Source organism: Microbacterium sp. bgisy189 (genome assembly GCF_965345345.1).
Taxonomy (GTDB): Bacteria; Actinomycetota; Actinomycetes; order Actinomycetales; family Microbacteriaceae; genus Microbacterium.
In genome coordinates this window covers 141,394-154,278 of record NZ_CBDRMZ010000002.1, presented here as the reverse complement: position 1 = coordinate 154,278, position 12,885 = coordinate 141,394, and the positions used below count along the sequence as shown (strand labels likewise).

General features: G+C 69.4%; 14 protein-coding genes. 1 reads left to right on the top strand and 13 read right to left on the bottom strand.

The genetic code is table 11. The annotated features are described in order from the left end of the window. Window positions 1-106: 106 nt before the first annotated feature. Window positions 107-994 (top strand): bifunctional methylenetetrahydrofolate dehydrogenase/methenyltetrahydrofolate cyclohydrolase, encoded by an 888-nt coding sequence (locus tag ACSF8R_RS03750; protein ID WP_434810524.1) that lies wholly within the window; start codon window positions 107-109, stop codon window positions 992-994. 13 nt (window positions 995-1,007) lie between these two features. On the opposite strand, the gene ACSF8R_RS03745 is transcribed toward ACSF8R_RS03750, so the two are convergent. From ACSF8R_RS03745 to ACSF8R_RS03685, 13 genes are all read right to left on the bottom strand, one after another. Then, window positions 1,008-1,679, bottom strand: coding sequence for an NAD(P)H-dependent oxidoreductase (locus tag ACSF8R_RS03745; protein WP_434810523.1), 672 nt, complete (start codon window positions 1,677-1,679; stop codon window positions 1,008-1,010). Continuing rightward, window positions 1,676-2,122: a MarR family winged helix-turn-helix transcriptional regulator gene (locus tag ACSF8R_RS03740; protein ID WP_434810522.1), complete on the bottom strand. Its 447-nt coding sequence runs from the start codon at window positions 2,120-2,122 to the stop codon at window positions 1,676-1,678. The genes ACSF8R_RS03745 and ACSF8R_RS03740 overlap by 4 nt, the downstream gene beginning before the upstream one ends. 54 nt (window positions 2,123-2,176) lie before the next feature. Beyond that, window positions 2,177-2,911: an amino acid ABC transporter ATP-binding protein gene (locus ACSF8R_RS03735; RefSeq protein ID WP_434810521.1), complete on the bottom strand. Its 735-nt coding sequence runs from the start codon at window positions 2,909-2,911 to the stop codon at window positions 2,177-2,179. Continuing rightward, window positions 2,908-3,762, bottom strand: coding sequence for an amino acid ABC transporter permease (locus tag ACSF8R_RS03730; RefSeq protein WP_434810520.1), 855 nt, complete (start codon window positions 3,760-3,762; stop codon window positions 2,908-2,910). The genes ACSF8R_RS03735 and ACSF8R_RS03730 overlap by 4 nt, the downstream gene beginning before the upstream one ends. A gap of 19 nt (window positions 3,763-3,781) precedes the next feature. Next, complete coding sequence (locus ACSF8R_RS03725; RefSeq protein WP_434810519.1) at window positions 3,782-4,648, bottom strand: ABC transporter substrate-binding protein; 867 nt, start codon at window positions 4,646-4,648, stop codon at window positions 3,782-3,784. Window positions 4,649-4,766: 118 nt separating this feature from the next. After that, window positions 4,767-5,315 carry a hypothetical protein gene (locus ACSF8R_RS03720; protein ID WP_434810518.1) on the bottom strand — a complete coding sequence of 183 codons (549 nt, stop codon included), beginning with the start codon at window positions 5,313-5,315 and terminating at the stop codon, window positions 4,767-4,769. A gap of 135 nt (window positions 5,316-5,450) precedes the next feature. Further along, the gene (locus ACSF8R_RS03715) at window positions 5,451-6,248 is read right to left on the bottom strand and encodes a transglutaminase-like domain-containing protein (RefSeq protein WP_434810517.1); all 798 of its coding nucleotides are present in this window, start codon (window positions 6,246-6,248) and stop codon (window positions 5,451-5,453) included. A 60-nt stretch (window positions 6,249-6,308) separates the two neighbouring features. Further along, window positions 6,309-7,106: an HpcH/HpaI aldolase family protein gene (locus ACSF8R_RS03710; protein WP_434810516.1), complete on the bottom strand. Its 798-nt coding sequence runs from the start codon at window positions 7,104-7,106 to the stop codon at window positions 6,309-6,311. Next, window positions 7,091-7,876, bottom strand: a complete 786-nt coding sequence (locus tag ACSF8R_RS03705; protein WP_434810515.1) for a fumarylacetoacetate hydrolase family protein — start codon at window positions 7,874-7,876, stop codon at window positions 7,091-7,093. The genes ACSF8R_RS03710 and ACSF8R_RS03705 overlap by 16 nt, the downstream gene beginning before the upstream one ends. 2 nt (window positions 7,877-7,878) lie before the next feature. Then, window positions 7,879-9,042: a 3,4-dihydroxyphenylacetate 2,3-dioxygenase gene (gene hpaD, locus ACSF8R_RS03700; protein WP_434810514.1), complete on the bottom strand. Its 1,164-nt coding sequence runs from the start codon at window positions 9,040-9,042 to the stop codon at window positions 7,879-7,881. 29 nt (window positions 9,043-9,071) lie between these two features. Beyond that, on the bottom strand, window positions 9,072-10,592 hold the full coding sequence (gene hpaE, locus ACSF8R_RS03695) for a 5-carboxymethyl-2-hydroxymuconate semialdehyde dehydrogenase (RefSeq protein WP_434810513.1): 1,521 nt from the start codon (window positions 10,590-10,592) through the stop codon (window positions 9,072-9,074). Continuing rightward, the gene (locus ACSF8R_RS03690) at window positions 10,589-11,287 is read right to left on the bottom strand and encodes a GntR family transcriptional regulator (protein WP_434810512.1); all 699 of its coding nucleotides are present in this window, start codon (window positions 11,285-11,287) and stop codon (window positions 10,589-10,591) included. Before ACSF8R_RS03690 ends, hpaE begins: the two co-directional genes overlap by 4 nt. Further along, complete coding sequence (locus ACSF8R_RS03685) at window positions 11,284-12,792, bottom strand: fumarylacetoacetate hydrolase family protein (RefSeq protein ID WP_434810511.1); 1,509 nt, start codon at window positions 12,790-12,792, stop codon at window positions 11,284-11,286. The genes ACSF8R_RS03690 and ACSF8R_RS03685 overlap by 4 nt, the downstream gene beginning before the upstream one ends. Between the last annotated feature and the right edge of the window lie 93 nt (window positions 12,793-12,885).

Sequence of the window (12,885 nt, the reverse complement as noted above, 5' to 3'; positions counted from 1 at the left end):
GACTGGACCGCGAGAGAACATCAGGCCGCCGAGGCGACGGGTTTCACCCGATCTCTCGGCGCGCAGGTGTTCTCTCGCGGGATTCGGCTCAGAGAGAAGGAACGACATGACGGCTCAGAAGCTCGACGGCGTCGCGACCGCGGCGGCCATCAAGGACGAACTGCGGGTTCGCGTGGCCGCGCTCGCCGAGCGGGGGATCGTTCCCGGGCTCGGCACGCTGCTGGTCGGCGACGACCCGGCATCCCGCTCGTACGTCACGGGCAAGCACCGCGACTGCGCCGAGGTCGGTGTCGCGTCGATCTCGGTCGAGCTGCCCGCGACTGCGACGCAGGACGAGATCGCGGATGCCGTGCGCGGCATGAACGCCGACCCCGCCGTGACCGGGTTCATCGTGCAGCTGCCGCTGCCGAAGGGCGTCGACGAGAACGCGATCCTCGAACTCGTCGACCCCGCGAAGGATGCCGACGGCCTGCACCCGACGAACCTCGGCCGCCTCGTGCTGGGCGTCGACCCGCGCACCGCAGTCGCGGCGCCCCTGCCGTGCACGCCCGCGGGCATCATCGAGCTGCTGACGCGCCACGGGGTCGAGATCGCCGGCAAGCACGTGACCGTGATCGGGCGCGGCATCACAGTGGGCCGCCCGCTCGGGCTGCTGCTGACCCGCAAGGGTACCGATGCCACGGTCACCCTGACCCACTCCCGAACGCCCGATCTCGCCGCCGAGGTGTCGCGCGCGGACATCGTCGTCGCAGCCGTCGGCCAGCCGCACCTCGTGCAGGCCGAGTGGATCAAGCCCGGTGCCGCCGTGCTCGACGTCGGTGTGACCCGCGTCGGCACGACCGAGTCGGGCAAGGCGAAGCTCGCCGGCGACGTCGACCCCGCCGTCGCAGAGGTCGCCGGGTGGCTGTCGCCGAACCCCGGCGGCGTCGGTCCGATGACCCGCGCCCTGCTGGTCGCGAACGTCGTCGAGACTGCCGAGCGTCTCGCCGGCTGAGCGCCGGGCCCGCTCAGCGTGCGCCGACGGCGGCGGTGTCGGGGGTTGAGGTGGATGCCGGCGGTGCAGTGCGCGCCGGCCGGGCCCCGTCGCGGGCGCCGAGGCGCGCGAGCTGGTCGATCCAGTCGCGCCGGCGGCGCTCGTCGCCGAGGCGGATCGGGCTCAGCCGCGTGATGCCGAGGGTGCGGACGCCGCAGTATCGGAAGGTCGCGCGAGTGAGTGCGGCTTCGGCTGCGCCGCGGTAGACGAGGCGGTTCCACCAGCGCGGCGAGTCCATCGTCATGACCATGCGTCCGGTGCGGCCGGTGAGCAGCCGCTCGGAGATGGCACTGCCCTCGCGGTAGCGGAATGCCGCTCCCGAGAGGAACACACGGTCGATGAACGCCTTCAGTGCGGCGGGCGCGGTTCCCCACCACTGCGGATGGAAGACCGCGATGTGTTCGGCCCACCGCACGTCATCGAGGTAACGGGCGACATCGGGGTCGAGCGCCCGGTCGGCTTCGCTGCGCGGTGCACGCAGCTGATCGCGACTGCGCGGGTGGTCGGGGATCGGGTCCGTTGCCAGGTCGATCACCCGCACGTCGGCACCGGCGCCGGTCGCGGCGGTCGCGTAGGCGTGGGCGAGCGCGTGGTTGTAGGTGTCGGGCAGCGGTGTGCCGATGATGACGAGGATGCGAGTGTTCATGTGCGTTGGCCCTTTTCGATCACGATGTCGGTGAGTGCCGACAGCTGGTTGTTGAGTGTCGTCGGCGAGACCGCGCCGGGCGCGGCGGTCACGCGCGGGTCGGCGAGCATCGCTGCGAAGTGCGCCTCGAGCTCGCCGCCCGCGTCGCGGACGAGCGCGATCGTCTGCTCGGACGGCGCGAGGATGATCTGCCGGCCCTGACCTGGGGATGCTGAGATCCAGCCGTCGCTGATCAGGTGGGGGAGGCGCTTGCTGACGGCCGCCTTCGTGATGCGCAGGCAGCGAGCGAGACCCGTGATGTCGATCGGCGCCTTCTCGACGAGCACGGCGAGCGTCTCGAAGAGATTGAACGAGATGCCGTGGTGGCGCTGCAGGTAGTCGTCGGCGTAGAGGTCGAGCTCGGCGACGAGTTCGTGGAGCGTGACGGTGATGCGGTCGGCCATGCCATGAGTAAACCAGTTGACTCGCCGTGAGTCAACAGGTTGACTTGCGCAGTGTCAGCCGGTGAAGCGGGAGAGGAAGGCGCGGGTGCGAGCCTCGCGCGGTGCGCCGAAGACCTCGGCAGGCGTGCCCTGCTCGACGATGACGCCCTGATCGAGGAACACCACACGGTCGGCGACGTCACGTGCGAAGGCCATTTCGTGCGTGGCCATCAGGATCGTGCGGCCGTCGTCGGCGAGCTGACGGACGAGTTCGAGCACCTCGCCGACGAGTTCGGGGTCGAGCGCCGAGGTGATCTCGTCGAGCAGCAGCACTTCGGGGTCGGTCGCGAGCGCCCGCACGATCGCGGCGCGCTGCTGCTGCCCGCCGGAGAGGCGATCGGGGTGGGCCTTGGCGAAGTCGGCGAGTCCGATGCGGTCGAGCAGCTCGAGCGCGCGGGCCTCGGCATCCTGCTTCGACCGCTTGTGCACGACCCGCGACGCGAGGGTGACGTTGGCGAGCACCGACAGGTGCGGAAAGAGGTTGTAGCTCTGGAACACGGCCCCGAACCGTGCCCGCACCCGGTTCGCGTCGATTCGCGGGTCGGAGATGTCCTCGTCGCCGAGCCAGATCTGTCCGTCGTCGATTGGCTCCAGCAGCCCGAGACAACGCAGCAGCGTCGATTTGCCCGACCCGCTTGCGCCGATGAGCGCGACGACCTCGTGCGCGTCGAGCGCGACATCCACCCCGCGCAGCACGGCGTTGTCGCCGAACGACTTCCACAGCCCCTCGGCCCGCAGCACGGCACTCACACGATCGCCCCCGTCTGCTCGCGTGCCCGAAGTCGCGCCGTGTACCAGTCGGTGAGGCGGATCGTCGGGATCGCCAGCAGCACGAACAGCACCGCCGCCACGACGTACGGCGTGAAGTTGTAGGTGAGCGACGTGACCGACCGGGCACCCGCGATCGCGTCGATCGCGCCCAGGATCGAGATGAGTCCGACATCCTTCTGCATCGAGATGAAGTCGTTCATGAGCGGCGGGGTCATCTTGCGCAGCGCCTGCGGCAGGATGACGCGCCGCAGCGTCTGCACGTAGCCGAGTCCGAGCGCGCGGGCGGCGAGCCATTGCGACGGGTGCACCGCCTCGATGCCGGCGCGGATCACCTCGGCCACGTACGACGAGTAGGTGAGGGTGACGGCGATGACGCCCAGCAGCACTTCGGGGATGCGGGTGTTCGTCACCGTCGGCAGCCCGAAGCCGACCAGGTACAGCACGATGATGAACGGGATGCCGCGGAACAGGTCGGTGTACCCGGCGGCGAGCACCCGCAGCGGAAAGAACACCGGCCCGCGCAGTGTGCGCAGCAGCGCGACGGCGAGCGCCACGGCGGCGACCGTGAACACCGAGATGCCGAGCACCTGCAGGTTGATGAGGAACCCGTCCCACACCTTCGGCAGCGCCTGCAGTGCGACGTCGAGGTCGAAGAAGGTCTGCTGGACCTTCGCCCACCCCTCGGTGTTGATCACCGTCACCCACACGATCGCCGCGAAGGCGAGGGTGGATGCCACGGCGATGAGCACCGAGCGGCGTTCGCGCCCACGTCGGAAGCGCCTGCGGTCGAGCTCGAGCGCGCTGGGTTCGCGCGCGATGTCGGTGGTCACCCCTGGAACGCTAGCGCGGTCACTCGAGCAGGGTCACGCCCTGGCCCGATCCGAGCCATTCCTCGGTGATGGCATCGAGCGTGCCGTCCTCGCGCAACTCGTCGACGGCGGCGGTGACGGCGTCGGTGAGGGGGGAGTCCTTGGCCAGCAGCAGACCCCACTCGTCGGGGACGCCGGCGGCGGGCAGTTCGCCCACGATGAACGAGTCCTCGATGTAGACGCCCGTCGCATAGTAGGCGGTGGGGAGGTCGAGCACGATCGCGTCGATCTGGTTCGCCTGGAGGGCTGCGACGGCATCCTCGTTGCTCGCGTACAGCTTGGGGGTCACGTTCGGCGCGATCGCCTCGGCGAGCGTCGTGGCACTGGTCGAGCCGGTCATGGCGCCCAGCGTCAGATCCTTCAGTTCGGCGATCGAGTCGGCGCCGTCGGCGGCGCTGCCCTTGATCGCGACGACCGCCTGGCTCGACGCGTAGTACGGCGACGAGAAGTCGACGGCCTGCTCCCGCTCTTCGGTGATCGTGTACTGCTGGATGTTGAAGTCGAACGACTTCGGCCCAGGCGCGATCGCGGATTCGAAGCTCGTGCGCACCCACTCGACGTCGTCGGCGGCGAAGCCGAGCTTGTCGGCGACGGCGTAGGCGACGGCGGCTTCGAAGCCCTCTCCCGAGCTCGGGTCGTCGTCGATCACGTACGGGTAGTACGCGGTCTCACCCGTGGCGATCGTGAGCTTGCCCTCGGTGACGAGGCCTTCGAGTGCGGGCGCCGCGGCCTCACCGGGCGTCGGCGTGGTGTCCTCGGCGGGCGTCGAGGTGGCGCAGCCGGCGAGCAGCAGGGCGGTGGTCGCCGCCGCGGCGACAAGGGCGGTACGCAGGACGATGCGCGACATGTGGGCCTCCGGAATCCTGGCGCGGACCGGTGCGGTGCGACGCGCCGCATCCATCCTCTCGCGTCCTGACGTCACTGGGGCGCCGCGAGCGACGCTTTGTTACACCCTCGTCATGCGCTCAGCCGCCGAGCTCGTCGAGCATGCGGCGCTGTTCGGCGGTGAGGCCGTCGTTGAGCTCGGCGCGCCCCTCCCGCGCTGCGGCGGAGGGGGCGGTCGCAGCCGGCGTGCTCTTGCGTCCGCGGATGCCGGCTTCGGCGCGGTCGTACAGCGAACCCGCCTCGGTCTCGACGCGGCCGACGACCTTGGCGTAGACGAGCCAGCCGATCGAGATGATCACCGGTGGCAGGATGTACGCCCAGAACCAGCTGCCGCCCGCGTTCACCGGGGTGAGCCAAAGCGTGAGCAGCCACACTGCGAAGGCGACCGCGAGGGCGACGACGAGCTGGACGAGCCATTCTCCGACCTTCGTACGGCGACGGTCGGTGCGCGCGAACGCCGTGAACATGCGCTTGATGAGCGGCGTCACGAACAGCTCGATGAGCGTCAGCACGAGTGCGGCGACGACGGCGGCCCACCCGACGCGCGCCGGCGTGAGCAGCCCGATCAGCAGCAGCACGACGACGTTGAACACGTACAGCGACACGAACCGGACGATCCACGACTTCATGCCACAACTGTGCCACGTCGCGCCGCCCTGCGGCAGGGCCCGAGCGGGGTCAGCCGAGGACGACGAAGAAGCCGAGCGCGGCGGATGCCGCCGACAGCACCGTCAGCACTTGCGTGGCCGCACTGAGTCGACGTGTCAGCTGATGGTGACGAGTTCGTCCAGATCATCGGTGGGCAGCTCGTCGGCGACGGCGGTGACCTCCATGTCGATCAACTCGCACCGGCCGGAGATGACGTTCAGGAACGCGGTGTCTGCGGCATCCCGACCGGTCGCGATGCGCACCAGGCTCTGCCGGGGCGCAAGGGCAGTGGCATCGACGACGCACCAGCGGCCGTCGACCCAGGCCTCCGCGACGGCGTGGAAATCCATGGGATCCAGTCCGGGTGCGTAGACGGAGACCAGCCGCGCCGGCACGCCGCAGGCGCGCAGCAGCGCGACGCACAGGTGCGCGTAGTCCCGGCAGACGCCCTTACGCGCCAGCAGGGTCTCCACCGCACCGTCGGTGGGCAGCGACGAGCCGGGCACATACGTCAAGCGGGTGCCGACCCAGGACGATACGGCGAGCAGCAGTTCGCGTGCGGGCTCGAGGTCGCCGAACGCCGAGAAGGCCGTCGCGGCGAGTCGGTCGGACTCGGCGTAGCGGCTGGGACGGGTGGCGACCAGCAGATCGGTCGGAGTGGTGATCTGCGGCGAGCCCGGGCTCGAAACGGAAGCGTCGTAGACGACCTCGAGTGTTCCGGCCGTGGGCTGAACGCGGTGCAGCCGGCCGCCGTGTGCATCGGGCAGCTCCCGCACTGCGACCGGCTGCCCGTCGACGGTCGCGGTGATCCGCTCCGAGCCGGGGTCGTAGGCATCCGCCACGGCGATGGCGAACACGAGATCGGCGGGCTCGCTGATCGACAGGGTGATGCGGCTGTGCACGTCGCGCTTCATGTCCCTAGGTTCGCACGGCGTCCGAGCATCATTCGCGGGGTTGTTCGTGCGGCGGGCTCGTCAGTACGATGCGCGGGTGCTGTTGTCGGATGCGGGGATCCAGCGGGCGGCGAGCGCCTCTGAGGCGCGGGCCAGCATCGCGACGTCGGCGCCGACCAGCAGGAAGGATGCGCCGGCCTCGACGTACGCGTCGGCGGCTGCAGGATCGAAGGCGTTGACCCCGGCGGGCGTGCCGGCGGCGCGGATGCCGTCGAACGCGCGGCGCACGGCGGCCACGACATCAGGATGCGTCTGCTGTCCGATCAGCCCCATGGACGCTGCGAGGTCGCTCGGGCCGACGAAGACGCCGTCGACACCGTCGACCGCCGCGATGGCTTCGGCGTTGTCGACGCCCTGGGCGGTTTCGACCTGCACGAAGACCGACACGTAGGCGTCCGTGTTCGTGAGGTAGTCGTCGACGCGGTTCCACCGGGCCGAGCGGGCCAGCGCCGAGCCGACACCGCGCACGCCGCGCGGCGGGTACCGCACTGCCCGTATGACGGCTTCTGCCTCTTCGGCGGTGGAGATCATCGGCACGAGGATGTTCTGCGCGCCGAGGTCGAGCACCTGCTTGATCGTCGCGACGTCGCCGACCGGCACCCGCACGACGGGTGTGGTGTCGTACGCCGCGATCGCCTGCAGCTGCGCGAGCACCGTCTGCAGGTCGAGGGGGGAGTGCTCCATGTCGATGAGCATCCAGTCCATGCCGGCGCCGGCGAGGATCTCGGCCGCCAGCGGTGACCCGGAGCACGTCCACAGCCCTGCCAGGGGGCGGTCGGCGGCGGAGAGACGATCGCGGAAGGTCAGACGAAGCGGCATGTGATGGTTCCCATCGGTCCGTAGTCGCAGTGGACGGTGTCGCCGCGCTGCACCCACATGGGTCGCGTGAACGAGCCGGCGAGGATGATCTCGCCCGCCTCGAGTCTTGCACCGTGCTGGTGGAACTTGTTCGCCAGCCACGCCACGCCGGTGGCGGGATTGCCGAGTACGCCGGCCGCCACGCCGGTCTCCTCGATCTCCCCGTTGCGGCTGAGCACGCCCGGCACCCACGGCAGGTCGACCTCGTCGACGCGCTTGCGGGTGGCGCCGAGCACCATGCCCCCGTAGGCCGCGTTGTCGCTGATCGTGTCGACGATCGTGCGACCCTCCATCTCGATGTGGGAGTTGAGGATCTCCAGCGCCGGCACCACGTAGTCGGTCGCGGCCAGGGCGTCCGCCAACGTGCAGTCGGGGCCCTCGAGCGGTGTCTTCAGCACGAAGGCGAGTTCGACCTCGATGCGCACATTCGAGAACAGGTCGACGGGGATCTCCGCCCCGTCCTGCCAGACGGTGTCGTCGAACATGACGCCGTAGTCGGGTTCGGCGATGCCGGTCGCCTGCTGCATCGCCTTCGAGGTGAGCCCGATTTTACGGCCGACGAGGGTGCGGCCGGACTCGATCATGCGGTCGCGCCACACCCCCTGGATCGCATACGAGTCCTCGACGGTCGCCTCGGGGTAGCGCGCCGTGATGCGCGGGATGATCCCGTGCGTGCGGTCGGCCTCGGCGAGTTCCGCCGCGATCGTGTCGATGGTTTGCGGGTCGAGCATGATCAGAGCTGGTTGCCGAGCTTGTACTCGCCCTGCTTCCACTCCGGCATCGCCTCCGTGTCGTCGGGGCGGGTGTAGCTGAAGCCGTCGGCGCCGATCGTGACCGCCATCTCCGACGAGTCGGTGCGGGCGATGACCGGCTGCGGGTTGCCGTCGAGGTCGAGCACGAGGCTGCCGTCGGTGTACCAGCTGGGCACGACGGGGTTGCCCCACCAGTCGCGGCGCTGGTTGTCGTGCACGTCCCACGTGACGACGGGGTTGTCGGGGTCGCCGGTGTAGTAGTCCTGCGTGTACACCTCGACGCGGTGCCCGTCGGGGTCGCGCAGGTACAGGTAGAACGCGTTGGAGACGCCGTGGCGGCCCGGCCCGCGCTCGATCGCGTCGGAGCGGCGCAGGGCGCCGAGCTTGTCGCAGATCGCGAGGATGTTGTGCTTCTCGTGCGTCGCGAAGCACACGTGGTGCATGCGCGGGCCGTCGCCGCCGGTCATGGCGGTGTCGTGCACGGTGGGCTTGCGCCGCATCCATGCCGCGTAGACAGTGCCTTCTTCGTCCTGGATGTCTTCGGTGACGCGGAAGCCGAGGTCCTGCATGTACTTGACGGCGCGCGGCACATCGGGGGTGATCTGGTTGAAGTGATCCAGCCGCACCAGCTCGCCGGGGATGTGCACGTCGTAGCGCCACGACATCCGCTCCACGTGCTCGGTCTGGTGGAAGAACTCGTACGGAAAGCCGAGCGGGTCCTCGACGCGCACCGAGTCGCCGATGCCCTTCGTGAATCCCTCGGGGCGGCGTTCGACGCGGCATCCGAGTTCGGTGAAGAACGCGACCGCAGTGTCGAGGTCTTCGGGCGTGCGCACGCGGTACGAAAACGCTGCGACGGCCGCGACCGGCCCCTTGCGCAGCACGAGGTTGTGGTGGATGAACTCCTCGGTGGACCGCAGGTAGATCGCCTCGTCGTCCTCCGACGTCACATACAGCCCGAGGATGTCGACGTAGAACTGACGGGATGCCGCCAGATCGGTGACGATCAGCTCCATGTAGGCGCACCGCAGGATGTCGGGGGCCGGGCTCGTCGGGGTGGGGAAGGCGTTCGCCGCCTCGATGGGGGCCTCCTGGCTCACGTAGAACCCGGAGGAAGTGAGGGTCATGCCGTCGCGGTGTGTCATGTCAGCGTCCTTGCTCGTCGTCTCGCGGGTCAGTTCTTGCCGAAGGTGGGGTTGTGGACCTTGCCGAGCGTGATGTGCACGGCCTGCTGGTCGGTGTAGAAGTCGATCGAGCGGTAGCCGCCCTCGTGGCCGAGGCCGGACGCCTTCACGCCGCCGAACGGGGTGCGGAGGTCCCGCACGTTGTTCGAGTTGAGCCAGACCATGCCGGCATCGATCGACTGCGCGAAGTTGTGGGCGCGCTTGAGGTCGTTGGTCCACACGTAGGCGGCGAGGCCGTAGTTCGTGTTGTTGGCGAGGGCCAGTGCCTCCTCGTCGGTGTCGAACGGGGTGATCGCGACGACCGGACCGAAGATCTCCTCCTGGAAGATGCGGGCATCCGGCGACACGTCGGCGAACACGGTGGGTGCGACGAAGTTGCCGAACGCGAAGCCCTCGGGCTGGCCGCCGCCGGCGACGAGGCGGCCCTCGCCCTTGCCGATCTCGACGTAGCTCATGACCTTCGCGAAGTGCTCGGGGTGCACGAGCGCGCCGACTTCGGTGTCGGGGTCGTGCGGGTAGCCGACCTTCACCCGCTGGGCCTGCGCGGCATAGCGCTCCACGAACTCGTCGTAGATGTCGCGCTGCACGAGGATGCGGCTGCCGGCGGTGCAGCGTTCGCCGTTGAGCGAGAAGACACCGAAGATGGTCGCGTCGATCGCGGCATCCAGGTCGGCGTCGGCGAAGACGATCGCCGGGCTCTTGCCGCCGAGTTCCATCGACAGGCCCTTGAGGTACGGCGCGGCGTTGCCGAAGATGATCTGCCCGGTGCGGCTCTCGCCGGTGAACGAGATCAGCGGCACATCGGGGTGCTTCACGAGCGCGTCGCCGGCGTCTTCACCGAGGCCGTTCACGAGGTTGAACACGCCCTGGGGCAGGCCCGCCTCTTCGAAGATGCCGGCCCACAGCGACGCGGACAGCGGCGTGAACTCGGCGGGCTTGAGCACGACGGTGTTGCCGGTCGCGAGCGCCGGGCCGAGCTTCCAGGACTCGAGCATGAAGGGCGTGTTCCAGGGCGTGATGAGTCCTGCGACGCCGATCGGCTTGCGGTTGACGTAGTTGATCTGACGGCCGGGCACCTTGAAGGTGTCGTCGGCCTGCGCGACGATCAGGTCGGCGAAGAACCGGAAGTTCTCGGCCGCGCGGCGGGCCTGGCCGAGGGCCTGCGTGATCGGCAGACCGGAGTCGAACGACTCGAGCTCGGCCAGCCGTGCGTCGCGGGACTCGACGATGTCTGCGATCCGGTGCAGCACGCGCGAGCGCTCGCGCGGCAGCATCCGCGGCCACGGGCCCTCGTCGAACGCGCGCTTGGCGGCGGCGACGGCCCGCTCGATGTCGGCCTTCTTGCCGGCGGCGGCGGTGACGTACACCTCGTTGGTGACCGGCTCGAGCACGTCGAACGTGTCGCCATCGAGCGAGTCGACGAACGCGCCATCGATGTAGTGCTGGATGCGCTCGGGCAGGTCGGCCGGCACGTGACGCTGATCGAGTGCCGGGGCGGTGGTGTCGGTCATGATGCCTCCGAGTCGGTGTCGGTGTCGGTGTCGTGGGTGTCGGGGTGCCGCGCGGCAAGGAACGCGTCCAGCGTGCGCATGCGGTGGGTACGGGTGAGCAGCTCGATCTCGACCGGGTCCGCGCCGTCGCGGATGAGGTCGAGGATCTGATCGTGCTCCTCCACCGAGTGCTGCGGGCGCCCGGGGATCAGGGAGAACGACGTATCGCGCAGGCCGGCCAGCCGCGACCACGCACGGTCGACGAGGTCGAGGATGTGCGGATTCGGGCACGGCGCGAACAGGATGCTGTGGAACTGCTGGTTCAGCTGGGTGTACGCGTGCGCGTCGAAATGGTCGAGCAGTCGGTGCATCCGCTCGTTGACCTTCGTGGCGCGCGCCAGGTCGTCTGCGGTGACGTGCGGCGCGGCGAGGCCGGTCGCGTACCCCTCGAGCAGGCCGAGGGTCTGCATCGTGTAGATGTACTGGTCTTCGTCGACGACGGATACCCGGGCGCCCACGTTCTTCTCGAACGTGACGAGATGCTCGGCTTCGAGGCGGCGGATGGCTTCGCGCACCGGCACGACGCTCATCTGCAGTTCGTCGGCGATCGAACCCAGCACGAGGCGGTAGCCGGGGCTGAACTCGTGGCGTGCGATACGCTCGCGGATCCAGTCGTACGCGACCTGCGACTTGCTGCCGATCAGGGTGTCGCTCATGCGCCGGCTCCCGTCTCCTGCTCGTAGCGTGCGCGCCAGTCGGCGTTCATCGGGAACAGGCCGTCCACCGGGTGGCCTTCCGCGACGCGTGCCGCGATCCACGCGTCCTCGTCCTCCTGGGCGAGCGCCGCGTCGACCACTTCTTCGACGAGGGTGGGCGGGATGACGATGACGCCGTCTGCGTCACCGACGATCACGTCGCCGGGCTGCACGGTCGTTCCGCCGCACGCGATCGTGATGTCGTGGTCCCACGGCACGTGCTTGCGGCCGAGGACTGCGGGGTGGGCGCCCGACGTGTACACGGGGATGCCGACGGCCGTGACGGCATCGGCGTCTCGCACGCCGCCGTCGGTCACGATGCCGGCCGCGCCGTTCGCGTGTGCGCGGATCGCGAGGATGTCGCCGAGGGTGCCCGAGCCGGACTCGCCGCGCGCCTCGATGACGATGACTTCGCCATCGCCGACGGCGTCGAAGGCGCGCTTCTGCGCGTTGTAGCCGCCGCCGTGGGAGCGGAACAGGTCTTCGCGGTTGGGGACGAACCGGAGGGTCTTGGCGGTGCCGATGAGCTTGGCATCCGGATGCAGCGGTCGGACGCCGTCGATCGTGACGTTGTCGATGCCGCGCTTGCGCAGCTGGGCCGACAGTCCCGCGACAGGCACGCGCTCCAGCTTCTCGCGCAGCGCGGGGGAGAGGCTCCCGGTCGTTGAGCGAGCGGAGCGAGACGAAACGTCATCGACGGGAGGCGCCGACCCCCAGGCCTCGGCGCGCTGCGTGTCGTCGACGGTGGGGAGGGATCCGATGGACGCGTCGAACGCGGCATCCGCGCCCTCGACGACGGTGGTGACCAGGCGTCCGCTGGTGGCGCCGGTGGCGGGGTCGTCGACTTCGACGGTCACGACATCGCCGGGCACGATGACCGAGGAGCCGGCCGGTGTTCCGGTCAGGATGATGTCGCCGCGCTCGAGGGTGAAGTGCTGGGAGAGGTCGGCGACGAACTGTGCGAGCGGGAAGATGAGCCCGGCCGCGGTGTCGTCCTGCACGAGCTCCTCGCCGACCCACGTGCGCACGCGCAGCCCTGCCGGGTCGACGGTGCGGGCATCGATCAGCTGTGGGCCGATCGGGGTGAAGCCGTCACCGCCCTTGGAGCGGACGTTCGAGCCTTTGTCGTTCGCGCGCAGGTCGTAGAGCCCGAGGTCGTTGGCTGCGGTCACCCACCCGACGTGATCCCACGCCTGTGCGAGCGGGATGCGGCGGCCGGCGGTGCCGATCACCAGTGCGATCTCGCCCTCGAAGGCGAGCAGTTCGGTGCCGGCCGGGCGCTCGACGGTGCCGCCGGAGGCAGCGACCGAGCTCGATGCTTTGAAGAAGTAGGAAGGCGCAGCGGGGCGACGGCCGCGCTGGTCGGCGCGCGATTCGTAGCTGAGGTGGACGGCGACGATTTTTCCGGGCCGGCAGGGGAGCGCGGCGAAACGCGGGTCCGTCGTGGTGTCGTTCTCGGTGGTCATGAGCTCCCTCGCTCTTGCGGTGTATTCGAAATCGTATATGATCGTGTCTCAACGGGCAAGACCGAATCGCCTTCCCGGACAACGACGTCATCT